Annotated in this window: 23 protein-coding genes; 8 read left to right on the top strand and 15 right to left on the bottom strand. The window is 61.6% G+C overall.

From position 1 onward, the window contains the following. Positions 1-216 precede the first annotated feature (216 nt). Positions 217-2,184, bottom strand: a complete 1,968-nt coding sequence (locus tag BCY88_RS24975) for a putative bifunctional diguanylate cyclase/phosphodiesterase (RefSeq protein WP_120346840.1) — start codon at positions 2,182-2,184, stop codon at positions 217-219. 230 nt (positions 2,185-2,414) lie between these two features. On the opposite strand from BCY88_RS24975, the gene BCY88_RS39610 reads away from it, so the two are divergent. Both BCY88_RS39610 and BCY88_RS24970 read left to right on the top strand, forming a co-directional pair. Beyond that, positions 2,415-2,654 carry a hypothetical protein gene (locus tag BCY88_RS39610; protein ID WP_147408556.1) on the top strand — a complete coding sequence of 80 codons (240 nt, stop codon included), beginning with the start codon at positions 2,415-2,417 and terminating at the stop codon, positions 2,652-2,654. Positions 2,655-2,841: 187 nt separating this feature from the next. Next, positions 2,842-3,120 carry an HU family DNA-binding protein gene (locus BCY88_RS24970; RefSeq protein ID WP_006049832.1) on the top strand — a complete coding sequence of 93 codons (279 nt, stop codon included), beginning with the start codon at positions 2,842-2,844 and terminating at the stop codon, positions 3,118-3,120. A gap of 263 nt (positions 3,121-3,383) precedes the next feature. Here BCY88_RS24970 and BCY88_RS24965 read toward each other — a convergent pair whose 3' ends face one another. The 3 genes from BCY88_RS24965 to BCY88_RS24950 all read right to left on the bottom strand — a co-directional run bounded on the left by BCY88_RS24965 (position 3,384) and on the right by BCY88_RS24950 (position 7,184). After that, positions 3,384-4,502, bottom strand: coding sequence for a 3-deoxy-7-phosphoheptulonate synthase (locus tag BCY88_RS24965; protein ID WP_120346839.1), 1,119 nt, complete (start codon positions 4,500-4,502; stop codon positions 3,384-3,386). Between the two features lie 114 nt (positions 4,503-4,616). Further along, positions 4,617-5,423 (bottom strand): DUF72 domain-containing protein, encoded by an 807-nt coding sequence (locus BCY88_RS24960; protein WP_120346838.1) that lies wholly within the window; start codon positions 5,421-5,423, stop codon positions 4,617-4,619. Between the two features lie 1,017 nt (positions 5,424-6,440). Continuing rightward, entirely contained in the window at positions 6,441-7,184 is a 744-nt protein-coding gene (locus tag BCY88_RS24950; protein ID WP_120346836.1) for a TetR/AcrR family transcriptional regulator, read from the bottom strand. A gap of 277 nt (positions 7,185-7,461) precedes the next feature. On the opposite strand from BCY88_RS24950, the gene BCY88_RS24945 reads away from it, so the two are divergent. The 4 genes from BCY88_RS24945 to BCY88_RS24930 all read left to right on the top strand — a co-directional run bounded on the left by BCY88_RS24945 (position 7,462) and on the right by BCY88_RS24930 (position 13,423). Then, positions 7,462-8,643 carry an isovaleryl-CoA dehydrogenase gene (locus BCY88_RS24945; RefSeq protein WP_120346835.1) on the top strand — a complete coding sequence of 394 codons (1,182 nt, stop codon included), beginning with the start codon at positions 7,462-7,464 and terminating at the stop codon, positions 8,641-8,643. 235 nt (positions 8,644-8,878) lie between these two features. Then, a complete protein-coding gene (locus BCY88_RS24940) occupies positions 8,879-10,486 on the top strand; it encodes a carboxyl transferase domain-containing protein (RefSeq protein WP_120346834.1) in 1,608 nt (535 codons plus the stop codon). Positions 10,487-10,515: 29 nt separating this feature from the next. After that, the gene (locus BCY88_RS24935) at positions 10,516-11,301 is read left to right on the top strand and encodes an enoyl-CoA hydratase/isomerase family protein (protein WP_120346833.1); all 786 of its coding nucleotides are present in this window, start codon (positions 10,516-10,518) and stop codon (positions 11,299-11,301) included. A gap of 97 nt (positions 11,302-11,398) precedes the next feature. After that, positions 11,399-13,423, top strand: a complete 2,025-nt coding sequence (locus tag BCY88_RS24930; protein ID WP_120346832.1) for an acetyl/propionyl/methylcrotonyl-CoA carboxylase subunit alpha — start codon at positions 11,399-11,401, stop codon at positions 13,421-13,423. 31 nt (positions 13,424-13,454) lie between these two features. Here the strand turns inward: BCY88_RS24930 and BCY88_RS24925 are convergent, their stop codons facing one another. The 6 genes from BCY88_RS24925 to BCY88_RS24900 form a co-directional block, all read right to left on the bottom strand. After that, positions 13,455-14,246, bottom strand: coding sequence for a phosphate/phosphite/phosphonate ABC transporter substrate-binding protein (locus BCY88_RS24925; protein WP_120346831.1), 792 nt, complete (start codon positions 14,244-14,246; stop codon positions 13,455-13,457). A gap of 19 nt (positions 14,247-14,265) precedes the next feature. Continuing rightward, positions 14,266-14,544 (bottom strand): DUF1488 family protein, encoded by a 279-nt coding sequence (locus tag BCY88_RS24920; protein ID WP_120346869.1) that lies wholly within the window; start codon positions 14,542-14,544, stop codon positions 14,266-14,268. Positions 14,545-14,816: 272 nt separating this feature from the next. Beyond that, on the bottom strand, positions 14,817-16,469 hold the full coding sequence (locus BCY88_RS24915) for an alkaline phosphatase family protein (RefSeq protein WP_120346830.1): 1,653 nt from the start codon (positions 16,467-16,469) through the stop codon (positions 14,817-14,819). Positions 16,470-16,949: 480 nt separating this feature from the next. Next, complete coding sequence (locus BCY88_RS24910) at positions 16,950-18,602, bottom strand: FAD-dependent oxidoreductase (RefSeq protein ID WP_120346829.1); 1,653 nt, start codon at positions 18,600-18,602, stop codon at positions 16,950-16,952. Between the two features lie 63 nt (positions 18,603-18,665). Beyond that, a complete protein-coding gene (locus tag BCY88_RS40450) occupies positions 18,666-18,974 on the bottom strand; it encodes a DUF4148 domain-containing protein (RefSeq protein WP_120346828.1) in 309 nt (102 codons plus the stop codon). A gap of 206 nt (positions 18,975-19,180) precedes the next feature. Further along, on the bottom strand, positions 19,181-19,600 hold the full coding sequence (locus BCY88_RS24900) for a winged helix-turn-helix transcriptional regulator (protein ID WP_120346827.1): 420 nt from the start codon (positions 19,598-19,600) through the stop codon (positions 19,181-19,183). A gap of 105 nt (positions 19,601-19,705) precedes the next feature. Here BCY88_RS24900 and BCY88_RS24895 point away from each other — a divergent pair, with 105 nt between their 5' ends. Continuing rightward, a complete protein-coding gene (locus BCY88_RS24895) occupies positions 19,706-20,590 on the top strand; it encodes an SDR family oxidoreductase (RefSeq protein WP_120346826.1) in 885 nt (294 codons plus the stop codon). Positions 20,591-20,721: 131 nt separating this feature from the next. Here the strand turns inward: BCY88_RS24895 and BCY88_RS24885 are convergent, their stop codons facing one another. The 5 genes from BCY88_RS24885 to BCY88_RS24865 all read right to left on the bottom strand — a co-directional run bounded on the left by BCY88_RS24885 (position 20,722) and on the right by BCY88_RS24865 (position 25,715). Beyond that, entirely contained in the window at positions 20,722-21,810 is a 1,089-nt protein-coding gene (locus BCY88_RS24885) for a fatty acid desaturase (protein ID WP_120346824.1), read from the bottom strand. Positions 21,811-22,000: 190 nt separating this feature from the next. After that, the gene (locus BCY88_RS24880; protein WP_120346823.1) at positions 22,001-22,783 is read right to left on the bottom strand and encodes a CDP-diacylglycerol diphosphatase; all 783 of its coding nucleotides are present in this window, start codon (positions 22,781-22,783) and stop codon (positions 22,001-22,003) included. Between the two features lie 66 nt (positions 22,784-22,849). Then, the gene (iaaH, locus tag BCY88_RS24875) at positions 22,850-24,304 is read right to left on the bottom strand and encodes an indoleacetamide hydrolase (protein WP_120346822.1); all 1,455 of its coding nucleotides are present in this window, start codon (positions 24,302-24,304) and stop codon (positions 22,850-22,852) included. Positions 24,305-24,429: 125 nt separating this feature from the next. Then, positions 24,430-24,645: a transcriptional regulator gene (locus BCY88_RS24870; protein ID WP_120346821.1), complete on the bottom strand. Its 216-nt coding sequence runs from the start codon at positions 24,643-24,645 to the stop codon at positions 24,430-24,432. Between the two features lie 410 nt (positions 24,646-25,055). Then, entirely contained in the window at positions 25,056-25,715 is a 660-nt protein-coding gene (locus BCY88_RS24865; RefSeq protein ID WP_120346820.1) for an NADPH-dependent FMN reductase, read from the bottom strand. A gap of 484 nt (positions 25,716-26,199) precedes the next feature. On the opposite strand from BCY88_RS24865, the gene BCY88_RS24860 reads away from it, so the two are divergent. Next, positions 26,200-26,892 carry a J domain-containing protein gene (locus BCY88_RS24860; RefSeq protein ID WP_120346868.1) on the top strand — a complete coding sequence of 231 codons (693 nt, stop codon included), beginning with the start codon at positions 26,200-26,202 and terminating at the stop codon, positions 26,890-26,892.

Here is a 26,892-nt window from a genome sequence, read left to right as displayed (position 1 = left end):
TCCAACAGCGCGCCGGCGCGCGTGGACTATTTCGCGAAAGGATACCTTGTGATGCCGTTCGGAACGGTGATCGACATGACGCCGGGTGGCCGCGGCAGTGATTGGTATCCGAAGCTGGAATACGAAACGCTAGCCGCGCTAGGGTTGCGGTGTCGTGCGTGAGCGTCTTACGCGCGCCGTGCTGATTGGCGTGAAGCAGCAGTGGGTGCTCATCAGCTACGTCACAAAGACGCGATCGTGCGCGGGCGCCGCCTCCAGATAGGTCGGGACAGCGCTCGCCCGCATCGGTCTGCCGAACAGATAGCCCTGCATTGCGCGAGCACCCAGCGCCTTGACCACGTCCGCCTGGGATGCCGTTTCGAGTCCTTCCACGATGCATTCGAGCCCGAGGTTTCTGCACAGATCGAGCACCGACTTGACGATTTTCCTGGACGCGCTATTGGAATCCACATCGGTCATGAAGCTGCGGTCGATCTTGATCGTATCGAAGGGCAGCCGGTGCACGTAGCTGAGGCTCGAGTAACCGGTGCCGAAATCGTCGAGCGAGACGCGGCAGCCCGCTTGCTTGATCATCGTGAGCGAGCTGTGGGCCTGCTCGAAATCGCGCGTGACCGCGGTTTCCGTGATCTCGAAGTTGACGTGATGCGCGGGCACGCCGCTGTCCAGCACGATATCGATCAGACGGCGGGCGCGCGGTGAGGTCGAAATATCGATCGCCGAGAGATTGAACGACAGATAGAGATCGGACGGCCAGCGCGACACTTCATCGAGTGCCTTGCGAAGCAGCACTTCAGTGACGCGCAGAATCAGATCGGTACGCTCGGCAATCCGAATGAATTCCTCGGGCTTGACCGCACCTAGCCGCTCGTTGTGCCATCGCCCGAGGGCTTCCATGCCGATGGTGCGTTGCGTGTGCGCGTCGTAAATGGGCTGAAATTCGAGGAACAGTTCGGATTCCAGATTTGCATGGCGGAGTTCCTGAGCGACGAGACTCGAGCGCCGGATCCGCGTCTCGTGTTCCGTCGAGAAGATCACCGGCGTGCCGCGGCGGCCTTCCTTGCCGACGTACAAGGCCGCGTCGGCGCGTTCGAAGACCTGCTGGACTGTCGTGCCCGCTTCAGGAAACGCTGCCCAGCCGATTGTGCCGGTCAGTTCGGCAACGTTGCCGGCCACCCGGTACGGCTGGCTGAGCGCTTCGCAGATGCGCTCGCCCAGATCGACGAGCGTTTCGTTCGCCAGTTTGTGCTGGGCCAGTACGCCAAACTCGTCACCGCCGAGGCGCGCGAAGAAGATGCCGGGCTCGGCCAGAGCCAGCAGTCGCACGCCCACTTCCTGCAGCACGAGGTCGCCGCTTGCGTGTCCGTAGATATCGTTGACCTGTTTGAAACCGTCGAGATCGATCAACCCGACATTGAAGCCGGTGCCGATTCCGAGCGCCTGTTCCGAAAGCGCGCGCAGCGACGCGAAGAAGCTGCGCCGGTTCGGCAAATCGGTCAGGCTGTCGATGCTCGCGAGCCGGAAGTTGTCGTCGCTGAGTCGCTGCGTGTTCCGCTGGCTCACCTGCAACTCGCGCTGCGCATGCACGACACCGGCGAAACTCCGGTAGTACAGTTCGATGATGAAGGCGAGTGCGACGCCAACCAGCATCATGTCGACCACCATCGCGATGAAAACAGGAGAGCGCGTGGAAATGAGAAGTGCCGTAAAGCTTAGGATGACGATTGAAAGCAGAAGCAGCGCGGCCGCCCGCAGATGCATCAGGCAGAACACGCAACCGACCACCGTCGTCGCCATGTAGAACGCGACTTGTGCCTGCTCATAGGGTGAGCCGTAGGGAAACAGCAGGAGTGACCAACTGCAGAAGGCGACGCCGAACAGACCCGCGAGCCAGATCAGCTTGCGCAGTTCGGGCACGGCCTTGTCGTGCGTCAGAACCCGGTGCCGGGCGCGCCACCAGCGCGCGCAACGGATGATGCACAGCGTGCAAAGCGCGCCGGGAAAGTAGATGGACAACCATGCCGGCGCCGATCCCAGATGCGTGACGGCAACTGCCAGCGTGTTCACGAGCAGAATGAAATAGAGCAGCGGTATCTGACGGGCGAATGCCTGAAGTTGCGAGCGCACGAGCTCAGGGTCGCCTTCCGCGACCGACAGCGCTTCCCTCAATCTGGCTAACCGAACCATTCCCGTCCTTGTAACGTTTGCGCCGCACACGCAGCTTTGTTTATCGGCAGCGTCGCTCAGACCTTGAGGGCATTTTCAGCGGAAATAAAGCGTGCGCGTTGACTGGGCGGTAAATACGCCCGGAAATCGGCCTCGGCTTAAGTCATTTATGCCGCGTCAGCTTGCGGGAGAGCAGCCGATTTCAGCGCCGGGGTGTGAGGGGATTCGCTTGTCCGGCCGGTGTTGTTCGGGTGATTTCGCTGGGCGTAGCGGTGGCGCGAGAGCATGCGGCGGGCATTGCACATGTTGCAATATGGAGAATTTTCATTGTTTTACTCTTCCCGGATTTTTTATTGTTGGGCGTGCGCGGTGCGGAATGCCGAATCTTTACGATCCACCATAACATAGTAAAAAAGCCTGACGGCGGTCAGTTTGCCGACCCTAAAGCACTGAAATTGCAACGGATTGTGATACGCCGTGGAGAGCCGTAAAGCGGGAGAAATACGTAAGCGCGCGATTCTTATAGCACTTTGGCACAAAAAAACGTCAAATTGCCGCTGGGCGGGCGATACAAGGCTTACATCCAACGTTTGCGCGAATATGCGCCTATGCGTTAGTGTGTCGGTCCCGGCGCAACAGATGTGGCGCCGGTTCCATGATTACCATACGGGAAGTGCTATGAACAAACAGGAACTGATTGATGCAGTCGCCGCAGCGACGGGCGAAAGCAAAGCGGCCACCGGCCAAACGATCGACGCTATCGTCGAAGCGGTGACCAAAGCCGTGGTGGGTGGTGATACGGTGCAACTGGTCGGTTTCGGTTCTTTCTCGACCGGCGCGCGCGCAGCACGCGTGGGTCGCAATCCGTCGACCGGCGCGGAGATCCAGATCGCCGCAGCCAAGACGGTGAAGTTCACCGCTGGCAAGGCATTCAAGGAAGCCGTCAACGCGTCGTAATGCAACGCGCCTCGCGCCGGAGCATCCACGCGCGTTACTGTAGCGCGCGGCGCCCGATGCATCGGGTGTGAGGAATCACGCGCTGCCTGACCCCGTGAGCGGGTTTAATCGGTGGTTAGTGCGGCGCGTGTGGCGCGCGCTGGTTGCGCGCTGACGTTTATGCCGTCGTTGTTTGCTTCTGGTTTTGCGTCATGCACGCTCGCCTCCCGGCCGGTGGTTCCGGTTGCTGGTTCGGCGAGATCGTGCAGGCCGTGCTGGCGAGTTCAGCCCGCGCGCCGTTTCCGGGTTGCTTCGGCCAGGGTATCGAGTACCGGTTCGGTTTGCGCCCAGCTCACGCAGGCGTCTGTAATCGATACGCCGTAACGCAGCGGCACACCGGCTTTCAGATCCTGACGGCCTTCTTCCAGATGACTTTCGAGCATGACGCCGATAATGCGGCGCTCGCGCTGCGAGAGTTGCTGCGCCAGATCCTGCACCACCTCCAGTTGACGCAAATGCGATTTGCCCGAGTTCGCGTGCGAACAGTCGATCATGACCTGCTCGCGCAGACCTGCTGATTTGAGCGCCGCGCAGGTGGCTTCCACGGACGCGCTGTCGTAGTTCGGTCCTTTCTTGCCGCCGCGCAGGATAACGTGTGCGTCGTCGTTGCCGCGCGTCTCGAAGATCGCTGCCATTCCCATCTTGGTCATACCCATGAACGCATGACTCGCGCGCGCCGCGACGATGGCGTCCGCGGCGATTTGCACGCCGCCGTCCGTGCCGTTCTTGAAGCCGATCGGGCAGCTCAGCCCGGATGCAAGCTGGCGGTGACTCTGACTCTCCGTTGTCCGTGCGCCGATTGCGCCCCACGCGATCAGATCCGCGATGTATTGCGGACTGAGCAGGTCGAGAAATTCGGTGGCCGTGGGCAGGCCGAGACCGTTGATATCGAGCAGCAGTTGCCGTGCGAGACGCAGCCCTTCGTTGATGCGGAAGCTGCCATCGAGGCGTGGGTCGTTGATATAGCCTTTCCAGCCGACCGTTGTGCGCGGTTTTTCGAAGTAGACCCGCATGATGATCAGCAGATCGTCCTTGTAGGTCTGCGCCGCGACCTTGAGCTTGCGAGCGTATTCGATCGCCTGATCGTGATCGTGAATCGAACACGGACCGACGATCATCACAAGCCGGTCGTCACGGCCATGCAGAATGTCGGCGATTTCCGCGCGGGTTTTCTCGACGAGCGTCTGCACCGATGGCGGCACAGGCAATTCGTCCTGCAACAGGGCAGGAGAAATCAACGGACGTACCGCACCGATACGAACGTCGTCGATGCGCGTGGTGTCCTGGGTGGCGTCGGCCGAGCCGACTTCCTGATCGTGCAAAGGATTGTCGATGGCGCTCAAAATATTCTCCCGGACCTTGAATGTGGGTGTGGCCTCGCGGCCTGAATGTGCGGATGCCTGTGCGTTACGTGGCTGCCGGGATTATGACACTCGCGCGAGCGGACTGGATGACCGTTATTCGAGGCGTTTGATCAACGCCATGGCGGCGGCCGGATTGCGTTCCTTGAAGCCGCTGATGACGTAGAGATAGACATCGCGCGCGGCGGTTTTTGCGGGCGGCGCGGCCGAGGTTTCCAGATCGTCCGGCGTTGTGCCGGCGGCGAGTTGGCGGGCGCGTTCGACCCAGGCGTCGAGGGCTTTGGCCGAATAGCCTTTGGCTTCCTTGTCGCTTGTCCCCATGATGCGGGCGTAGACGAATGGCGCGGTGATGTCGGCGATTTGTGGGTAATCGCTGTCGGCTGCCAGCACGACGGCGACTTTGTACTTTCTGGCCAGCGCGATGAATTCGGGGGTCTTGAAGGTGTCGTTACGCACTTCGATTGCGTGCCTCAGCTTTTGGCCTTCTATGCTGGCTGGCAGCAGTTTCAGGAAGGCTTCGAAGTCTTCGGGGTCGAATTTTTTGGTGGTGGCGAATTGCCAGTTGATGGGGCCCAGCTTTTGTTTTAGCAGCAGCACGCCGCTGGCGAAGAAGCGTTCGATGGTTTCGTTGGCGTCTGCCAGGACTTTTCTGTTTGTTGCGTAGCGGGGGGCTTTTAGCGAGAAGACGAAATCTTCCGGGGTTTCCTGATACCACTTTTCGTAGCTTGCTGGTTTTTGCAGGCCGTAGAAGGTGCCGTTGATTTCTATCGATGTGAGGTTTTTGCTCGCGTGCTGGAGTTCACGGCTTTGCGTGAGGTCTGTTGGGTAGAAGGTGCCTCGCCAGGGGGCATAGGTCCAGCCGCCTATGCCGATTCGGATTTTGCCGGGTTTGGAGGATGGCATTTTTGGGGTTTTGGGTTTGGGTTTTGGTTCTTGCTTCGCTCGGAAGGGTAGGTTAGCGTATTTTGAGGTTTTTGCCTGCGGGGCGCTTTTGGGCTGTTTGCCTGTGGCGTTGGGCTTTACTTGCTTTGTTAGTGGTCTGTTTTGGTTGTGGTTTTATGGTGTTGGCCTTTCCTTGTTGTGTTATTGGTCTATTAGTGTTGCCCCTGTGCGGGGCGGCACTTACTTTCTTTGCCGCCGCAAAGAAAGATAAGCAAAGAAAGCGGCTCACCCCGCCAGCTCATAAGCGGGTCCCCCGCGCAGCCACGGTAGTGGTGCATCTGGAATCCGTGTTCTCGCACACTCCGCGTTAGCGACAAAGCACTCATCCGCTCCCACTCCGCACCGCGTGCGTCGCGGATGGGTATGCCAGGGAAACCAGAGGCCTCGCTTCGCGCAGCGGGAACCATCGGCTTCGCCTCGGCGAGATGCTTTCGCGCTGGTTGGCGAACCCCACCTCAAATGAAATGTCGATTCACTACATTCACTACATTCACTACATTCGCTGCATTCGCTGCATTCGCTGCATTCGCTGCGCGGCGGCTGCTGCGGTTGTGCCAACGTAGCGATGCAACGATGATCTGGGAACGGGGCGAACGGAGGGGGCGAATGCTTGGCGGATGGTGTTTGAACGGCGTGTCGGCGCGCGCAGCGCCGCCGGAGGTATGACGGCCTTGTCACTGGAGCCGAATGTGCGGGGGCACAGATTCCAGATGCACCACTACCGTGGCTGTGCGGGGGACCCGCTTATGAGCTGGCGGTTTGAGCCGCTTTCTCTTGCTTACTTCTCTTTGCGGCCGGCAAAGAGAAGTGAGTGCCGCCCCGCACAGGGGCAACGCTAATAAACCAATATCAAATCAAGGAAAGGCCAACGCCACAGGCGTACAGACAGAACAGAGCACGAAAAAAATCAGAGAAAGGCCAAAGCGATCAGAGCAAGGAAAGCCCAAACGCCACAGGCAAAAAAAAACCAAAACCCAACTACACGCCGCGAGGCGCCCCTCGAGCGCTACAGGCCAGCTCCTCAAACCGCCGGTTCGCCTCAGCCACCTCGGCCCTGAACTGCTGCAAAGCACTAACAGCCGGATCCGGCGGCATCAACGCCGCCCACAAAACATCGATCAACTGATCCGCGGTAGCGTCAATATCAATGTGCCGATTCGCCAACGTAGCATCCCAAAGCACATGCTCCATCGGCCCGAACACCATCGAGCGCAGCAGCCTCAATGGCATATCGGCCCGTATCTGCCCGGTCTCCTGACCCCGCGCCAGCACACGCATCAATGGCGCCGTGTAGCGCCGCTGCAATTCGGTCAGCGCTTCGCTCAACTCATGATGCCGCGCCCGGCCCTCGGATAACACCAGGGCACACAGGTCAGTGCCATTGACCAGCATCAGCCGCAAATGCGTGCGCACAATGAAGGCGAACTGTTGCCGCACATTGCCGTCACGCGGCAGCCCCGATTCGATCGCTTCAATGATCTCGTCGTACCAATCACCGATCACCCGCGCGCATAACTCACGCTTGCCGCGGAAATAGCTGAAGACAGTCGCCTCGGAAATGCCCAGGCGCTGCGCAATCTCCGCCGTCGTCGCGCGCTCGTAACCCTTCTCGGAGAATACGTCGCGCCCCGCCTGCAAGATCTCCCTCACGCGCTGCTGGGACTTGCGCCCGGCCGGTTGGCGGCGCGAGGCGGGTAGCTCAGCCTTCAAGACAGCCGTCATATGAGTAAAGTTCAGTTTTGTGAGGCGGTTCGCCCCGGTGAGAGTAATACTATCACGCTATGAAAGTGCTGGAGGCCCGGAAACCAATTTCTGAGTGTTGCTCAAAATACCTATTGACGCTTACGTAAATCTAGCGTGAAATGCGGCTTGAACGTTTCGCGCCTCGTGCGGGGTGGTGAGGGCGGCCCAAAAGGCTGCCACCGTCCGCCGAGCCGCACTCAGACGCGCCGTGCCTACCCAGGCTGACCGGCCGCCAACGAACTCTGGAGACACAGCAATGAGCAACCTGCCCGGTTTGCAATTCCCGCTCGGCGAAGAAATCGAAATGCTGCGTGACAGCATTGCAGGCTTCGCTGCCAAAGAAATCGCTCCGCGTGCCGCGGAAATCGATCGTACGGATCAGTTCCCCATGGACCTGTGGCGCAAGTTCGGCGATCTGGGCGTGCTCGGCATGACGGTCTCGGAGGAGTACGGCGGCGCGAACATGGGCTACACGGCGCACATGATCGCGATGGAAGAAATCTCGCGCGCGTCGGCATCGGTCGGTCTCTCGTACGGCGCGCACTCGAATCTGTGCGTCAACCAGATTCACCGCAACGGCACGGCGGCGCAAAAGGAAAAGTATCTGCCCAAGCTGGTTTCCGGCGAGCATGTGGGCGCACTCGCCATGAGCGAGCCGAATGCGGGCTCGGACGTGGTCAGCATGAAACTGCGCGCGGACAAGAAGGGCGATCACTATGTGCTGAACGGCACGAAGATGTGGATCACCAACGGCCCGGATTGCGACACGCTCGTCGTCTATGCAAAAACCGATCTCGAAGCGAATTCGCGCGGCATTACCGCGTTTATCGTCGAGAAGGGCATGAAGGGCTTCTCGGTTGCGCAAAAGCTCGACAAACTCGGCATGCGTGGCTCCCATACCGGCGAACTGGTGTTCCAGGACGTTGAAGTACCGGAAGAGAATATTCTTGGCCAGTTGAACGGCGGCGTGAAAGTGCTGATGAGCGGCCTCGATTACGAGCGCGCCGTGCTCGCCGGCGGCCCGACCGGCATCATGGTCGCGGTCATGGATGCGGTCGTGCCGTATATCCACGATCGCAAGCAGTTCGGTCAGCCGATCGGCGAATTCCAGCTGATTCAAGGCAAGGTCGCCGATCTGTACACCACATTGCAGGCGTGCCGCGCGTATCTCTACGCAGTGGGCCGTCAACTCGATACGCTCGGCAAAGAACACGTGCGTCAGGTGCGCAAGGACTGCGCGGGCGTGATTCTCTACACCGCTGAAAAAGCGACGTGGATGGCCGGCGAGGCGATCCAGATTCTCGGTGGCAATGGTTATATCAACGAATATCCGGTTGGCCGTTTGTGGCGTGATGCCAAGCTTTATGAAATCGGCGCGGGCACGAGCGAAATTCGCCGCATGCTGATCGGCCGCGAATTGTTCGCCGAGACGATTTGAACCTAGCTTTGCATGGGACTGGAGTAAGAGCTAAAGCGCTAACTCTGGTCGACAGCCTTGCATGGGACCAGAGTAGGAGCTTTGCATGGGGCTGGAGTAAGAGCTTTGCATGGGGCTGGAGTAGGCGCTAAAGCGCCAACTCCAGCCGACAGCTAAAGCGCCAACTCCAGCCGACAGCTAAAGCGCTAACTCTGGTCGACACGCCAACTTCGGTCGACATTGGAGAAGCCACGTAATGGCGATCATCGAATCAAAGCTGAATCCTCGCTCGGACGACTTCCGCACCAACGCGGCAGCGCTCGAAGCGCTGGTCGCCGATCTTCGCGCGAAGATCGAGAAACTCGCGCTGGGCGGCGGTCAGGCGGCGCGCGACAAACACACGGGCCGAGGCAAACTGCTGCCGCGCGACCGGATCGAGAAACTGCTCGATCCGGGCACGCCATTTCTCGAGTTCTCGCAACTCGCGGCCTATGGCATGTACCACAACGATGCGCCTGGCGCAGGCGTCATCACCGGCATTGGCCGCATCGCGGGGCAGGAGTGCGTGATCGTCTGCAATGACGCAACGGTCAAAGGCGGCACCTACTATCCCGTCACCGTGAAAAAACACGTGCGTGCACAGGAAATCGCCGCTGAAAACCATTTGCCGTGTGTCTATCTGGTCGACTCGGGCGGCGCGAATCTGCCGAATCAGGACGACGTGTTCCCTGATCGCGATCACTTCGGCCGTATCTTCTTCAACCAGGCGAATCTGTCCGCGGCCGGCATTCCGCAAATCGCCGTCGTGATGGGTTCGTGCACGGCAGGCGGCGCCTATGTGCCCGCCATGAGCGATGAGTCGATCATCGTCAGGAACCAGGGGACGATTTTTCTGGGCGGCCCGCCGCTCGTCAAAGCCGCCACGGGTGAAGTGGTGAGCGCGGAAGACCTGGGCGGCGGCGACGTGCATACGCGTCTGTCGGGCGTGGTCGATCATCTTGCGCAGAACGACGCGCACGCATTGGGCATCGCACGCAGCATCGTCGGCAATCTGAATCGCACGAAACAGGTACCGGTGGCGTTGCAGGAACCGAAGCCGCCGCGCTATGACGTGAAGAGCATGTACGGCGTGATCCCCGTCGATACGCGCAAGCCGTTCGATATCCGCGAGGTGATCGCGCGCATCGTCGACGATTCCGCTTTCGACGAGTTCAAGGCCCGCTACGGCACCACGCTCGTATGTGGTTTCGCGCATATCTGGGGTCATCCGGTCGGCATCATCGCGAACAACGGTATTCTGTTTTCCGAGTCGGCGCTCAAGGGCGCGCATTTCATCGAACTGTGCTGCCAACGCAAGATTCCACTGGTGTTCCTGCAGAACATCACGGGGTTCATGGTGGGCCGCAAGTACGAAAACGAAGGTATCGCGCGCAATGGCGCGAAGATGGTGACGGCTGTGGCGACGGCGAAGGTGCCGAAGTTCACGGTGATCATCGGCGGTTCGTTCGGGGCCGGCAACTACGGCATGTGCGGCCGCGCATATTCGCCGCGCTTCCTGTGGATGTGGCCGAACGCGCGCATTTCGGTGATGGGCGGCGAGCAGGCAGCGTCGGTGCTGGCCACGGTCAAGCGCGACGGTATCGAAGGCAAGGGCGGTTCGTGGAGCGCCGAAGAGGAAGAGGCGTTCAAGCAGCCGATCCGCGATCAATACGAACACCAGGGCCACCCGTACTACGCGAGCGCGCGCCTGTGGGACGACGGCGTGATCGATCCGGCGCAAACGCGCGATGTGCTCGGTCTCGGCCTCTCGGCCACGATGAATGCACCGATCGAAGACACGCGTTTCGGCGTGTTCAGAATGTGACGCAGCGCTACGCGCGAGGAACTGCAACGATGCAATACGAAACGCTGGATGTCGCTTTCGCGGGCCAGATCGCCACGGTCACGCTGAACCGGCCGGACGTGCGCAACGCGTTCAACGAAACCATGATCGCCGAAGTGACGTCGGCCTTCACGGCCCTGAACGCGCGCGACGACGTGCGCGCGGTGGTGCTTGCCGCGAACGGCAAGGCGTTCTGCGCGGGCGCCGACCTGAACTGGATGAAGAAGATGGCCGGTTACTCGGACGACGAGAACCGCGCCGACGCGATGCTGCTCGCCAACATGCTGTCGTCGATCTACCGCTGCAACAAGCCGGTGATCGCGCGCGTGAACGGCGACGCCTACGCGGGCGGCATGGGCCTGATCTCGGCGTGCGACATCGTGGTTGCGGTGGAAAGCGCGCGCTTCTGCCTCTCGGAAGCGCGTCTCGGTCTGATCCCCGCGACCATCGCGCCGTACGTGATCCGCGCGTTGGGCGAGCAGGCGTCGCGGCGCTACTTCACGACGGCCGAGCAGTTCGATTGCGCGACGGCGTATCGCCTGGGTCTCGTCAGCGAAATGGTGGGCATGGAACAGCTCGACGCCACCGTGCGGCAGATCGCGGAAACGCTTTGCGCAAATGGTCCGCAGGCGGTGCGCGCCTGTAAGCAACTTGTGCAGGACATCGCCGGGCACACGTTGAACGACGCCATGATCGAGGATACGGCGGCGCGCATCGCACGTACCCGCGCCGGTGCGGAAGGCCGCGAAGGCGTCGCGTCGTTCCTCGAAAAGCGCACGCCGTCCTGGCGCAATTGAGTCGCCACGCAGGTATTTATTCCGGGGCGCATGCGGGCCTCCATCAGAACAACCTAGCCCCTAACGGGACACTTCGGGACCATCACCGAGACAGCTCATGTTCAACAAGATCCTGATTGCCAACCGCGGCGAGATTGCGTGCCGTGTCGCCGCGACCTGCAAGCGGCTCGGTATCGCGAGCGTGGCCGTGTATTCCGATGCGGACGCCAACGCCAAACACGTGGCCGCCTGTGACGAGGCCGTGCATATCGGCGGATCGACTGCGGCCGAAAGCTATCTGCGCGTCGAGCGCATCATCGAAGCCGCGCGCGCCACTGGCGCACAGGCGGTGCATCCGGGCTACGGCTTCCTGTCGGAAAACGAAGACTTCGCGCATGCCTGCGAAGCGGCCGGCATCGTCTTCATCGGACCGCCGGTCGAAGCGATCGCTGCGATGGGCTCGAAGGCGGCCGCGAAGGCGCTGATGCATGCGGCCGCCGTGCCGCTCGTGCCGGGTTATCACGGCGACGATCAGGACCCGCAGTTGCTGCATCGCGAGGCCGATGCCATCGGCTACCCGGTCCTGCTGAAGGCGAGCGCGGGCGGCGGCGGCAAAGGCATGCGCGTGGTCGAGCGCACCGAAGATTTCGCGGCGGCGCTGGCATCGTGCAAGCGCGAGGCGGCCAGCAGTTTCGGCAACGATCGCGTGCTGATCGAAAAGTATCTGACGCGGCCGCGTCACGTCGAAGTACAGGTATTCGCAGACCGTCACGGCGGCGCGGTGTATCTGTTCGACCGCGACTGCTCGGTGCAGCGGCGTCATCAGAAAGTGCTGGAAGAAGCGCCGGCGCCGGGCTTGTCCGCGGAGATCAAACGCGAGATGGGCGAAGCGGCGGTGGCCGCCGCGCGCGCGGTGAATTATGTCGGCGCGGGCACGGTCGAGTTCATCATGACCGGCACCGGCGATTTCTACTTCATGGAGATGAACACGCGCCTGCAGGTCGAACATCCGGTTACGGAAATGGTGACGGGGCAGGACCTGGTGGAATGGCAACTGCGCGTCGCCGCGGATGAACCGCTGCCGCTCACGCAGCAACAGCTGAAAATCGACGGCCACGCGATCGAAGCGCGTATTTACGCGGAGCATCCCGCTCGCGGTTTCCTGCCATCGACGGGTACGCTCAAGCATCTGCGCATGCCGGCAGGCGTCGAATTCTCGATTGGCGAGCCGGGCCGCAAGGCGCCGGTACGTATCGACAGCGGCGTGCGCGAAGGCGACACCATCACGCCGTTCTACGATCCGATGATCGCCAAGCTGATCGTTCACGGCGCGACGCGTGAGGAAGCGCTCGCGCGGCTGAATCGCGCACTGCGAGCTTGCGAAGTGGTGGGGCCGCATACTAACGTCGAGTTCCTGCAACGCATCGTTACGAGCGAGCCGTTCGCGACCGGCGATCTGGATACGGGTTTGATCGAACGTCATCACGATGCATTGTTCGCACCTGTCAGGAAACCCTTCAAGGAAGCCCTGGCGCTCGCCTGTGCCGCATTGCTGACGCGCGAAGGCGGTACCGCGCATGGCGCGTCGCCGTGGGATGCACTATCGCACTGGCGCCTGAACAGCGGCTATATGCAGACCCTTGGCTGGCGCAATGTCGACGGCAACGGCGACAACGCGGACGTTTTCACCGTCACGTTTGCCCGCGACGGCGCGACGCAAACGCTCGAACACGACAGCGTGCGCGAGGACTTCACGTGGGCGGGCGGCACGGGCGAGCACGAATACCGCGCAACGATTGGTGATGCAAGGGTAACGGGGCGTGTTTTCATCGACGCCGATACATTCCACGTGTTCTGCCTCGGCGAGGCGCTGGCGTTCGAATGGCAGAACCTGCTCGCGCATGCCGCGGATGTTGAGGGCGGCGAAGGCCGCCTGACCGCACCGATGCCGGGCAAGGTGATCGCGGTGCTGGTCGAACCGGGCACGGTGGTGGAGAAGGGCACGCCGCTGATCGTGATGGAAGCGATGAAAATGGAGCACACGATCGGTGCGCCGGCGGCAGGCACGGTGTCGGAAGTGCTGTATGCGGTTGGCGATCAGGTTGCCGATGGGGCGCAGCTTCTGGTGCTGGAAGTTGGTTAGGCGCGAAGCTTAAGCGTGGGCTAAACGTGAATTAAGCGAGGCGCGCGTAGCCGAAGGCACGCGCTTCGTTTTCAAGGTGCTCGATCCGTTCGTAGTCCGCGAGCGGCAACGTGGAAAAACCCTTCAAACGCAGGCGTCCGGCACGCTCGGGCTGGGCAAGGTGCGCTTCGCTCAGGGCCTCGCGCAACGTCACGATCGTCGCGAACGGCACGTGGCTGGAAGCAATCAAAGGCAAACCCGGCGACGCTGCCGTCACGCCGATTTGCCGGACCTGCCGCGCCAGTTCAGGCAATTCATCACAGACAAACGCGAACGTCACGCAGTCGATCGCGGCGACGTCCGCGCGATTCTCCGCCACCGCCCGCAATGATCCGAGATGCGAACCGGTGCGCAGAACCGCGCTGAAAAATGTGCCGTTGCGCGCAAGCGGCGCTACTGCGTGGCGAAATACGTTCATGCCGCTGTTCGAGTCGTCCTGGTTGTAGGCGGCTCTTGCACCACGGCATGCCGCGAGCGAATCGAATGGTGCGTCAACCCGCGTGACCAGTACGCTCGAATAGTCCGCGCCTTCGCAACCCGGCGCATCGAATTGCGGCGTGGCAATCAGCTGAACCTGCTCGTTTAAACCGTGCATCAGGGGATAGCCGCAGGTTTGCGAGAGCAGCACGTTAGGGCGCCGCCAGAAACCGTGCAGCTCCTCGTCGGGCTCGACGATGCGGCAGGCGGGCTTCACCCTGCTCAGGACGTCGTCCAGCCAATCGCGCCACGCAGTGGCGAGCGCGGGCGTCACGTTGTACATCGGCAGGGCGGCGATCCAGGTCATGGCCGCAATTCTGGCACACCTAATGTCTGACCATTCGGAATTCGTCGAGTCCTAGGCGTACGGGCCCGTTCTGTTTGAACGGCCATTTACACTCCACCACCTTCAGTATCTCGAGTTGCGCGCTCTCGAACGCAACGAGCAAATCCTTGCGCCGCTTGCTCGCGGCCCCGCAATAGGTCACCAGTGCCTCGGCGCTGACCTCGAAGATCTGCACCCGCTCGTCAAAACAGACCCGGAACGCGACGGTTGCGCATTCCGTGACACAGGGCCTGAATCCTTCATCGACATATACCGACATCGCCATCTCCCACCGCCTGCCCGAGTCTTCAGGGTGACTGGCTCCCAGCTTTCAGTCTGTGGGAAAACCGGCATTTGATGTGAAATGGGCGCTACTGTCCCCAGTTGTTAGTCCACGGCGATGGGGCGAGCCTCGCTGCATCAGGAGGCGGTTCGCTTGCCGGGTGGACGGCCTGACTGACCGGCGTCAACGTGTAGCGGGTCAGTCAGGCCGTGTAGCCTTTCACCAGGAAAGCGCCGTTGTGCTCGAGGCGGGCAGCGCTGCTGCGTGCGTTACTCGCCGCTTCTCAAGCCGAGACCCGGCAGCGCACGCGTGCCTTCCAGGGCAACAGAACGCAGCAGGTGCGGATCGAGATCGAACGCCTTCAGGATGGTGGGCGCGACCTGCGTGGTCGTGACGCGCTCATCGACCCTGCGGCCGGGGTGGTGCAGCCCCGCATAGGAAACGACGAGGCCGAGATGGCTATCGTCGGGAGCATTGCCGCCGTGCTCTTCATCCTTCGTCGTGCTCGACGTGTAGATCACGCCGGGATTCGGCTGCACGATGATATCGGGCGTGCGGCCTTGCGCCGGGTCACCGAACCGGCTCACGAGGGAGGGACCATAGAGAATGTACGCTTGCGGGCCGTCCGCGCAGATGCCTGGCGCATTACACGAGAGATTCTTCTTGAGCGTCGTGACCACCGCATCGCGCTGCGATTGATCGCGCAACCAGACGAGGCCCACGTCGTCGGTCTGCACGAAGCCGGTGTTGACGAGGCCGGTGCCGTCGTTCAGGTTGCCGCTCTTCGTGTTGTTCTGGCCGAAGTTGCCATTCGGATCCAGATAGTTGTTCGCTTCAAGCAGCTTCGTTAGCGTGTCGCCGTTCTTCACGAGTTTCGTGTGATCGGTGGGCGACTGGCCGTGCTTGGCGGTCACGATGATCAGCGTGGACGAGTAGAGGTTCTGCTGCTGGAGGGCGGCAACGATGCGGCCGAGCGCATTGTCGAGATAGCTGATTGCACCCGTCACTTGCGGACCCGGCGTGAAGCTGGCGTCGAGATAGCCGCCGCCCGTCGCCACCGTGGCTTTCTGCGCCACGCTCAGTGTCTGGAAGTTGGTGCCGAAGAGCGTCGGCACCGGTTCGTCGCGCGTGCCGGTGGAGTCTTTGCCGCCCATCTCGTTGATGAGCGCCTGCACGTGATAGTCGTCGAACTTCTCGGTATGCGTGTATGTGTCGAGGTAGTACGTGTTGGTGGCGGGGTCGATCGAATTGATCTCGGTGCGCGCGAGATCGTCCACGCCGCGGCCCGACGGGCCGTTCAGCCAGTCGTAGCCCCACGCGTGCTTGTCGGCCCACGCGGTGTAGGAATTGGGCATGTGCTCCTTGACGACCTCGAAGATCGTGTTCGTCTTCACGTAGTCGTGCGGATAGACGGGCACGCACTTCGCGCCTACGCGCGCGCGCGGAATGGCCTGCGGATTGAACGCGCCACCGCCGTCGAGGTGCATGAGCGGGCCGCCGTTTTCGGCGTCCTTGCCGGTGGTTTCGTCGAACACGACGTTCCAGCCCTGTTTGCCGACGCAACCCGTGTCGTTGGGCGCGTACAGCGTGCGGTCGTATGAGACGTCATAGAAAAGGCCGGCGGATTTCGGCGAGCCGCCCGTTACGAGTGCGGTGAGGCCCGGGAACGAATCGGACAGTCCAGGCGTAAACGCGTTCGCATACGTGATGCCCGATTTCGCGAGCAGCGCGAGATTCGGACAGGTATTGCCGGCTATGCAACGTGCCACGTCCTGCTCGTGCAGGCCGTCGAAACTGATGAGCAAGACATGTTTGACACCGTCCGTTTCACTCGCCTGTGCAGGCGCGAGTGCACCACCTAAAGCGAGCGCACCTGCGCCAAGCGCCGCCATACCCGCTGACCATCTCCGTGTCGCTTTCATCGTTCACCTCGTTTGCTCGTGGGGGGAAATCGTGCGAAACGAGGTGCAATTTGCAGACAAATTACGTCGAAGCGATGAATAACGGCTTTCGATTACATTTTATTACAAGGATGATCGTGGCCGGGCGTGGCGATCCTGTGGGTGCAAGATCGCGGTGTATATGCCGCGCAGCGCTCGGGTGGTTGTCCGGCGCGTTTGCATCCTTTGATTAAGAGGTTGGTTCAAACAACTGGTGCCATGCACGTGAAGACGTTCCAGAAGACAAGAGGACAGCCGAGATTGAGGAATGCTTAGTGAATATCTGCACTGTGTTTGGAGCGAATGCACTGACGGCCGTACTAACCCAAACGCATAACCCAGCCGGCGCGCGTTATCTTGCCGATCTGATTCCGCTTTTCGTGTCGCTGCTCCACGCGGGAGATTGCGCTCGCGAGAGAGAAGGCGGCTCGCGCCCACAACACCTCACTGCCGAATCCAAGGCTAGCTGGCGTCGTGCTGCAAATATTTATGAGCGAACGCGATCGCCATGCTGCCCTCGCCAACGGCTGAAGCGACGCGCTTGACCGGACTCAATCTCACATCCCCGCAGGCAAACACACCGGGAACACTCGATTCGAGGAGATAGGGGTCGCGGCTATGGGACCAGCGTCCCGCCTTGACGACGTCGTCGCCGGTCAGAACATATCCACGCGCATCGCGTGCGATTTCCGCCGGCAGCCACTCGGTCTGTGCATCGGCGCCAATGAATACGAACAATCCACCGCAGTCGTGTCGACGTACCTCGGTGCTTAAACCATCCCGTACGTCGATTGCTGTCAAATGAGTGTCGCCGTGCGCACCAACGACTTCCGAGCGCAGTTGCACTCCTATGTTCGACTTCGCATGAAGCTGCTCGACAAGGTAGCGAGACATGCTCTTTTCCAGTGAATCGCCTCGCAGGACGAGCGTCACCATGCGCGCATGATTGGCAAAGTACAGCGCCGCCTGGCCTGCCGAGTTTCCACCGCCGATCAGATAAACGTCGAGTCCGTGAGTCGCGCTCGCCTCACTGCGTGACGCGCCGTAGTAGATGCCTTTACCGATGAACCGGTCGAAGCCGTCGATCGCGAGGCGGCGCCACGTGACGCCCGTCGCGAGAATGATCGTTCGCGCCCGGATGACGTCGCCTCCGTCAAGCTGAACGCTACGTCCGGCGACATCGATTCGGGCAACTGAGCGTGTCACCAGAATCTCTGCGCCGAGCCGCCTTGCCTGCTGCAGTGCACGGCTTGCCAGTTCGTCGCCCGATACCCCGTTAGGGAAGCCCAGGTAGTTCTCGATACGCGAGGAGGTCCCGGCCTGGCCGCCGGGCGCTTCACGCTCCAGCACCACGGTACGCAAGCCTTCTGAGGCACCGTACACTGCCGCAGCGAGACCGGCCGGGCCGCCACCAATGATCATCGTGTCGTATTCGGCGAGGCGCGGTTGTGTCTGCAGCCCCAGCAACTCCGCAAGCTCGCGTGTCGTCGGTCGGCTCAACACCGTGCCGTCGACCAGTCGCAATGCCGGGCAATCCTGCTCGGGTGGACAGGTTCCAGGCCAGCGCGCCGTCAGTTCGGGCGCATCCGGCGTCAGCCAGTCGTAGCTGATCTGGTTGCGAGCGAGGAACTGGCGCAACGCCGTACAAGCGGTGTCCCAGCGACTTCCGATCATGATCACGCGAGCCTTGGGCGGCTCAGCGGAGAGACCCTGCAATCCGCCAATGCGCTCGCGCGCAAGGGCGCCCATCCTGAAGGCAATTTCCGGCGACGCCGCGGCAAGTACGTAATAGCGCGGCGCATCCACGCGCATGACACGCGACGGCTCAGCAGCCCGATAAGCCCCCGGAAACGGGGAGCTCAGCGCGAGCGGCACTTCGCCAAAGATGGTTCCGGGCAGACGCCAGCCCAGCGTGCGCTCGATACCGTCGAACGTCTTGATGACCTCCATCTTGCCGGCCAGAACGGCGTACAGCGCCCGCTCGCCACCTTCGTGGACCGCGAATTCACCCGCGCACAGATGCAGGTCCGCGGACGTGTGCGCGAGATGCTCCAGTTCGTCGTCAGGGAGCGTGGAGAATAGCGGAACCGCCCGAATGTCGTCGATTGTCAGCATGGCTTCGTCCAAACAGGCAAGTGAGAATGCATCTGGTGAGCTAAACCCCAAATGGGGTTGACGTCAAGCGGGCGGCGCCGGTTGACATTCCGTCTGGAACCAACGATCGACCTGGCGCTGTGCGGCCTCTAGATCCCCCGGATAGTATGGGTCAAACCACCTCGATGGGTCGTAACCCGCTTTCCTTAATGCTGCCAGTTCACTGCGATTTCGTTCGGGGGTTGGAGGCGCGTTGTTCCTGAGCGCGGCGAGGTCGCTGCATTGCAACGCGCTCAGGTGCGCCGTGCTTTGTTGCGTGCCGCCTGCCGCACAGCCAGCGAGCGCTATGAGCAACGGTGAAAACATCAGACATTTCCATGGTTGGTTCTTCATATTACGTCTCCCTCCATGCAGGCGACACAGGATAGCGGCGGCAAAAAGCCGTGAACGGACCGTAGTTTGACGTTCGGTTTGGCCATACACGCGGCAGTCCCGCTCAGAAGCGAGGACGGGACATTGCACGGGCAACGTCGTCAATCAGCTCAGCTTATGTGTTACGACAAGTCATCTTGTTCACGACAGACGGTGTGCGACGCCGCTCACGCAGATGCCTTCTCGCCATCAAAGTGCAGGCGAGCCGCTGTGACCGAGGCATGATTCTCATCGGCCCACTGAATCAGGACGTTCAACGCCTCGAACATCGAACGGCCGAGCTCGGTCAGGCTGTATTCGACGCCCGGCGGCTTCGTAGGAAAGACTTCGCGATGTACATAGCCGTCGCGTTGTAACTCATGAAGTGTCTGCGTGAGCATTCGCTGCGAAATGTCCGGTACCAGGCGGCGAAGTTCACCGAACCGGTGTGGGTGCTCGGCCAGCGCCATCATCAGCAACGAGCTCCACCGCCCGCTGATGACATCCATGACGTCGCGCACGGGACAATTCGAAAACGTACCGTATTTTGATCGGGCCTCGTCCAGCCTCGTCTTGAGAGCGCTAGTCAACGGCTTGGTGGTTCCCATTTGGTAACTATCTCCTGAAAAACTGCCTTCTTTACGAAAGGGCGCAGACACCTGATTATCGAGCTGCTCTCAAAACGAGAGTAACACTCAGAATGAGGCTAGTCCATGAGCGACACCATTTTCGTCACCGGTGCATCCGGTCAACTCGGTCAGCTTGTCATCAAGCATCTGCTTGCGCGAGGCGTGGCGCCCGAGCGCATCATTGCCGGCACCCGCAGCCCCGAAAAGCTGACGGACCTTGCGGCAGCAGGCATTGAGGTTCGCAAGGCGGACTTCGAGGATCAGGAACATCTGAGCGAAACTTTCAAAGGCGCCGGTACTGTCCTCATCATTTCAACAGATGCTCTGGATGGAGCCGACAAGCGATTGAAGCAGCATCGCAATGCGGTATTGTCGGCCGCCGCGGCAGGCGTCGAGCGGCTCGCCTATACGTCGTTGCCCAATCCGGAGAGTTCGCTGCTGACTTTCGCACCAGACCATCTGGAAACCGAGCGGACGATCAAGGCCACTGGTTTGCCGCACGTGATTTTCCGAAACGGTTGGTATCAGGAGAATCTGCTCAGATCGCTCCCTGATGCGCTGAAAAACGGGCAATGGTATTCGGCAACTGAAGGGGGGAGGACGTCGTACGCTGGACGCGAAGAGATCGCTGAAGCGATTGCCGCAGCGCTGGTTACGCCAATCTCCGATAGCCGGACCTACACGCTCACAGGCACCGAGGCGCTGTCAAGCGAAGAAATCGCTGACCTCGCTCGGCGGGCTACGGGTAAGCCGCTTGCTGTTGTCCATGTGACTGACGAGCAATTCGTCACGGGGCTGAAAGCGGCAGGTGTTCCTGACGTATTTGTTTCTCTATTGGTGTCAGTTGAGGCGGAGGTTCGGGCCGGCAATCTTTCTATCGTCACGGATCATCTCGAATCGCTCATTGCCCGCCCGCCGAAGCGGCTTGTGGATTATCTGGAAGAGGCCAAGGCCAGTTATACGGCTTGATCGTTTTCCGGCAACGGTCATCAGTGGCGTGGTGCGCTGGTATTGCAGGTTTCAGTTTAGCCTGCGTGATATCGAAGCGCTGTTGACCCGAGACCGCCAGCCGCAGATACATGGAGCCGCGGTCGCGGAGCCTATAGCGCTTGTGTTGCGGTTTGGCGTTCGGCGGTAGCAGGTAGGTCAACGTCATGGCGTTCTCCCCGGCGGACTAATGCCATGAATTCCGTCCGCGATTTACCCGAAAAAACCTCGGAAACAGGCGGGTTCCCGTGGATCAAACCGGACTGACGATCGTGCACCGGATGCGCAACCGGAGTTAACGCGTAAAGCCGCATCCATTCACCGTAACCCTTCACGAGAAACCCTCCCGAGCGTTCTACATACTGCTGGCGAGACGTTTCATAAACCTTCCGGAGTGCGAACCACGGCACATGCGGCAAATCGTGATGCACGAGGTGATAGTTGTTATTCAAAAACAGCAGCCGCCAGAACCACGCGGCTTCGTTGACGACGGTGCGATGCTCGTACGCACTTGCCGTGCGATGTTCCCGAAACGAGCGGATCGAACCCAACGACAACGATCCATAGCCCCCACCAACTATAAAGACCCACGCCGGGATTGCGCAGATGCGCTGAAGCCACACTGTCAGTGCCGCTAGCGCGGCCAGGTGTGCGAGCCACGTCGGCACGTCGCGCCAATCGCCGCGTCTGATTTTGCCGAGCGCGTTCGCGCCCGTTGCCGCAATGGAAAAAGCCGGCCCAACCAGCAGCCGGCCGACAAACGTATTGCGCAAGGTCAGCAGCGCACGAATCGCAAAACCCGCGCGTTGCCACACAGGTTCACTCACGAAATAGCTTTCGGGGTCGCGCTCCGGGCGCGTCAGATGCGGATCGTCGTGATGTTGCAGATGCGAATCGCGGTAGACGCCATACGGAAACCACACCGCGAGCGGCGCGAACCCCAACAGCGCATTAAAGCGCGGCGAGCGTGTTGGATGACCGTGCAGGAGTTCGTGCTGCAGGGACATGTACCACGCGCCCAACAAAGCCAGCAGCACGGCAGTGAGCGGCAGGCCCAGGGTGCGCGCATGCGTCGCTACGCCGATCCAGCCGCCGTAGATCGTGACGATCAGCAGCCACGTCGGCCATTGTGTGCGCCATGTCCAGCTTGCAGCCTGGTGGGCGAGTGCTTCGCGTTGCGTGTCGTCGAGATAAATCGCCATCGGCTGGATCGGTCGGAATGCAGGTTTAGACCGATCCTACGGACCAATTGGCAGTACTAGAACCATTTTGTTCAGCAATGCATCTGCGTATAGATGCAAAAGCTGGGGGACACATCGCCAGCCCTTACCTCGAGCCGGGTCGGCACTGTCCGATGCTCAGAGCGCCTTGCAAAATCCAGGCAACCGGCACTCAATCACTGTCCCCCACGCGGCAAGTGTGATCGAGCAGACCTTCCGCCGTGCCGCTGCCATTGTCGACATCCAGACCGCTATTCACGATCAGCCAGCCGTCCTGCTGTGCAGATGGTCCCGCACCGGTCACGAGGATGGTTTGCATGGCCATTGCCTGGCTGTCCGGATTGTCACGCGCGACGATGCGAAACGGATTGTTCGCCTGAGTGAGCGAGGTGACGCGCATGACCCGGTAGCGCCTGCCGTCGAGCGTGTCCCACTGCCACTTGCCTGGTGCATCCTTCGCGTGACGCGCGAGTGCGGCGCTCACGCTGCCTTGCATGCAATCGATATGGATATGCAACTGGTTTTGCGAGCGACGGTATTGCGAGTTGATCTCGAGGCCGAGTTGATCGTCGGGCAACATCTGCTTGACGGATTTCTCGACGTAAAGCCGCGAAGCCCACGCGTCGTCCCAGTAGTCCTGCGCATTCGGCTCCAGCACGAATGGACTTTCTATGCCGGTGACGCGATCGGTGGGAATCAGCAGATGCTGCGAGCGGCCGACGATATCCTTCAGGATCGCGTAGCGTTTGTCGAGATTGACGACCGTGCATTGGCCCGGCGTACCGGTGGCCTGTTGCGACGGCACGCAACGCATATCGACGATTTTCCAGAGCGCGTTCGAATCGACCGCCGCAAGGCGCGCGCAGGCGGCGGCAGTGCAGACGAGCGCCAATGCCGCGGCGGTTCGCAGAATCGTTTGCTGAAGACGGCGCGTTGCTGGCGCGCTCGTCAGCATGCGGAACGGCGCTCTTTTAGCGGTGTTTTCAACCGCATCCTTGAGGGGCATCGTCAAGCCGCGCGCTCAGAGTGCCGGCGCCGGCAGCACGCCGAGCAATTGCTCGAACGCGACGCCGATCGCCAGTAGCCGCCGGTCCTCGCCAAGCGGGCCGTCCAGTTCCAGGCCGACCGGCAGGCCGCCGGCGGTCATCCCGGCCGCCAGCGACAAGCCCGGAATGCCGGACGTGCTGGCTGGGTCGGTATTGCGCAGGAACGCTTCCATCGTATCGAGCGGCGCGGCGCCATCGATCGAGACGGTCGACGAGCCGTTCAGATCGTCGATGCGCACCGCAGCGAGGCGCGTGGTCGGGAACAGCAGCGCGTCGAGGCGCTCGTCGGCGAACGTTGCCGCGATGTACTGCTGCAAGCGCGGTCGCCATTGCAGCAGTGCCGCATCGTAACGGTCACCGAGCACGTCGGCGAGCACGTCGTCGTAGATCGCGCGTACGTCCGGGCTCGCAATGCGGGCCGCGAGCTCAGCCACGGTCTTGACCGGCGCATCGTTGGCGACGAGCCAGGTGCGTACGTCCTCGCGCGCCTCATGGATGGCGATTGGACCGCCTACCAGGCCGTTCAGGGTTTCCAGCTCGCTCATTGCGACCGGCACGAAGATAACGCCCGCTGCTTCGAGGCGGCGCAAGGCGGCGCGCGCCACTTCGTCCACCTGCCTTTCGAGTCCTTCCCAGAGCGGTGCGGGCAAGCCGATGCGCAGGCCGTTCAGGCTGAGCGCGGGCAACGGCCCCGCGCCGGTGATCACGCTATCGAGCAGGGCGACATCGGCGACCGTACGTGCCATCGGTCCCACGGTGTCGCGCGTATGGCTGATCGGCACGACGGCGTTCGGGTCGTGATAGCGCCGCTCGGCGCCGCCGTTGCCGACGGACGGGCGAAACCCCACGGTGCCTGTCAACGCCGCCGGAATACGCGTCGAGCCACCGGTGTCGGTGCCGAGACCGGCAGGCACCATGCGCGCGGCGATCGCGGCGGCCGTGCCGCCCGACGAGCCGCCTGGAATCACGGTGGGGTCATACGGATTGCGCACCGGCCCGGCGTGCGTGGCGAGGTTCGTGCTGGTGATGCCGAACGCGAGTTCGTGCATGTTGGCTTTGCCGAGTACGATGGCCCCGGCATCGAGAAGCCGCTGTACCGAAGGCGCGTTCGTCTTCGGCACAAAACCCTCAAGAGCGGGCGTGCCCGCCGAAGTCTGCAAGCCGGCCGTGTTGATGTTGTCCTTCACGACGATGGGCAAACCGGCGAGCGGCAACTGCGCTTTCGTTTCGGGCGGCAACGCATCGATGCGTTGCGCGGCGGCCAGCGCGCCGTCGAGGTCGAGCGTGGTGAGCGCATTGAGGCTCGAGAGCGACGCCGCGCGCGCCAGCAGCGTGGCCATATAGTCGGCGGCTTTGAGGCGCCCGGACTGGATCGCAGCGATCGCTTCCGTTGCGCTTAGGGCTAACTGTTGATCGACGGTCCACGTCATTGCAGGCGACTCCTTGAACTCAGGTGTCGCCTATTCTGGCACAGCCGTTCTGAAACCGACGTCAGGGATCGCAAAGAGGCCCGCGTTAGCCGGGTTGCGAAACACACCTGCGAAACGTGCCGCGCTTATTTTCGGCTGTCGATCCACATGCGTCCCCAGCGGAACGCATAGGCGAGCGCATGCTCTTCGTCGAAGAAGTAATCGAGCGCGTCGAACGAGTAGGCCTGCGCGTGGTTTGCCGCGGTTTTCTCGATAGTCAGATTGGCGGCGAACAGGCCGTTGGGGAGCCGTTGTGCCGCCGGTGCGACTTCGTAGCCTTTGTAGCGGATATGTGAATTCATGATCGTGGCAGTGAGGTGCCCGTGTGTGTTGCCAGGGAGCCGGCAAACGGGACGCAACCCTGTGCGTCGGGCAACCGGTGAGTCAGCGGGCAGGATCCAGCGTAGGCCGCGCCACGCAGCGGGTGAACCAATCTTTCCTCGTAAGCAAATCAGCGTGATTCTGGAACGGTCTTCAGGAGGCTGGATCGGTCCATAGTCGCCAGACGTAAAGACACTATCCAGCCTTGTTGACGGACGGTCTGTTATGTGGCGCACGGTTTGGAACGGAGCGGACGCGACGGGTCGAGGAAACCGGCCGGAAGCGGGCATGCACGAGGGAGTGCGGGGGCAAATACAAGGGTAAATGCGCGGCGATGGACACAGGATTCGTGGATCGCGAATTGCGATCCACGATGTCGTACGGTTCGCGCTTAAACCGCGTGCAGCAGGCGGGCGGGTTGCGCTTCCTTGACTGCCTGGCCGAGCGGTGCGGCCGTGGGCGTGCGGTGTGCGTTGAAGGCCAGCGCGAATTGCGCGGCCTGCTGGCCGACCGTGGCGAGCTGATCGACAACCTTGGCGTCGGAACAGGTGTCGACGGTGTCGAAGCGCGTTTCCAGCGTGTTGATCCCGGCGCCGAACGGCGTAGGCCAGCCGCGCAAGGCGTGGACGATCGAGCGCAGCGAGGTCAGCACCGAGCCGGCAGCCTGCCAGCCATAAGCGGTGACGATACAGCCGACCGCGCGGCCATCCAGATACGGCCGCTCGTCCGCACGCAGTTCCTCGAGCGTGTCCAGCGCGTTCTTGACGAGACCCGAGACGCCGCCGTGATAGCCGGGCGTCGCGATGATCAGCGCGTCCGCGTGGCGCACGGCCTCGATCAGTTCGAGCTGTTCGTCGGTGCGTTGAGGATTTTCGGGGGCATAGTGGGGCAGGCTATGCAGGAAGGTGCCGCCGAACAGCCGGGTATTCGCTCCGGCGGCTTCCGCGCCGCGCAGCGCAAAGCCGAGTGCGCGCTCGGTCGACGACGCCGCGCGTGTCGTGCCGCCGATGCCGATGACGAGTGGCCGGCGCTGATGATCGAAACTGGTCAACGAAATGCTCCTTCGGTAGCGGCTCACGGGACGCTGGCGCGGGGCTGCGCGTAGACGAACCGGGGCGAACCGGACTTTGAAGCGTTATCTTAATGACCGCCGCGACCCGCACGAAGCGACTTTTTGTTCTAACGATATAACCGCACGGGGTTATTGGCGGCTCGGTGGCCTGTCTGATGGATGCCGCGAACCCGGCTTCGAACACCTGGCGCACCCGATACGCGATCCAGTGCAATGCAGTTGAAGCCGCGCTGGATAAGCATATGGCGAACCATTGTTTGGGGGTGCGATGACGCACGGTTATGATCGGGTCGTCTCCTCCATGACATCTCCTTGACATGGGACTCGGCCTCGCTACACCAGTAGCGAGGCCTTTTTTTCGTCTGGCCTTTCAATGGCGTGAGCGCCGGCCGCTTCACGATAAAGCCGTTTTCTGCATGCTACGATGGTCCGCGAAGTGATTCCCGACGAGGTCGAGCAGGCGATGGCAACCCTATATGACATGCTCGGTGTGCCCATGCACGCCACCGACGAAGAAATCAAACGGGCCTACCGCAAGGCCGCGATGAAATGGCATCCGGATCGCAACAGCGGCGCCGAAGAAGTTGCGCGCGCCACGTTCCAGGAAATCAAGGACGCGTACGCGATCCTCTCCGATGCCGCCCAGCGCAAGGTGTATGACAAGGTCTATACCGAGCAGATGCGCGGCTGGGAAGCGCAGCGTGCGCGCCAGCAAAAAGCGCACACCGACCGCGAGGCGGCGGCGCGTGCCGCGCGCGAAACGGCCTATGCCGAGATGGTGTCGCTTGCCATGCGTTTCGCCGACGCCGGCCACAATCGCGATGTGCTGTTCGGCGTGCTGCTAGGACGCCAATGCGAGGCGCGGCAGGCCGCGCAGATCGCCGACAGTGTGTCGGCCTTGCAGGCGTCGCGGCGCGAGGCGCAGAAGGCGCAAGCCGCGGCCGAGGCGGCGGCAAAAGCGGCGGACGTCCCTGACGTTGCACCCACGGCGCAGGCGCAGGCAATGAACGATGACGCCGCCGTCAATCGAGGCGCCTCGCCTAACCCCGGCAACCATGGCAACCCAGGCAAGCGTGAAGAAAATGCAAACGCCGCCCATCCGGCCGGCGTACTGGGCGGGCTCTGGTTTCAGTTTCTGAACGGCTTGAAGTTCTGA

Origin of the sequence: Paraburkholderia fungorum (genome assembly GCF_003610895.1) — a bacterium.
Classification (GTDB): Bacteria; Pseudomonadota; Gammaproteobacteria; order Burkholderiales; family Burkholderiaceae; genus Paraburkholderia; species Paraburkholderia fungorum_B.
The sequence above is the reverse complement of the archived record's forward strand: the minus strand, read 5'-3'. Positions and strand labels throughout refer to the sequence as shown.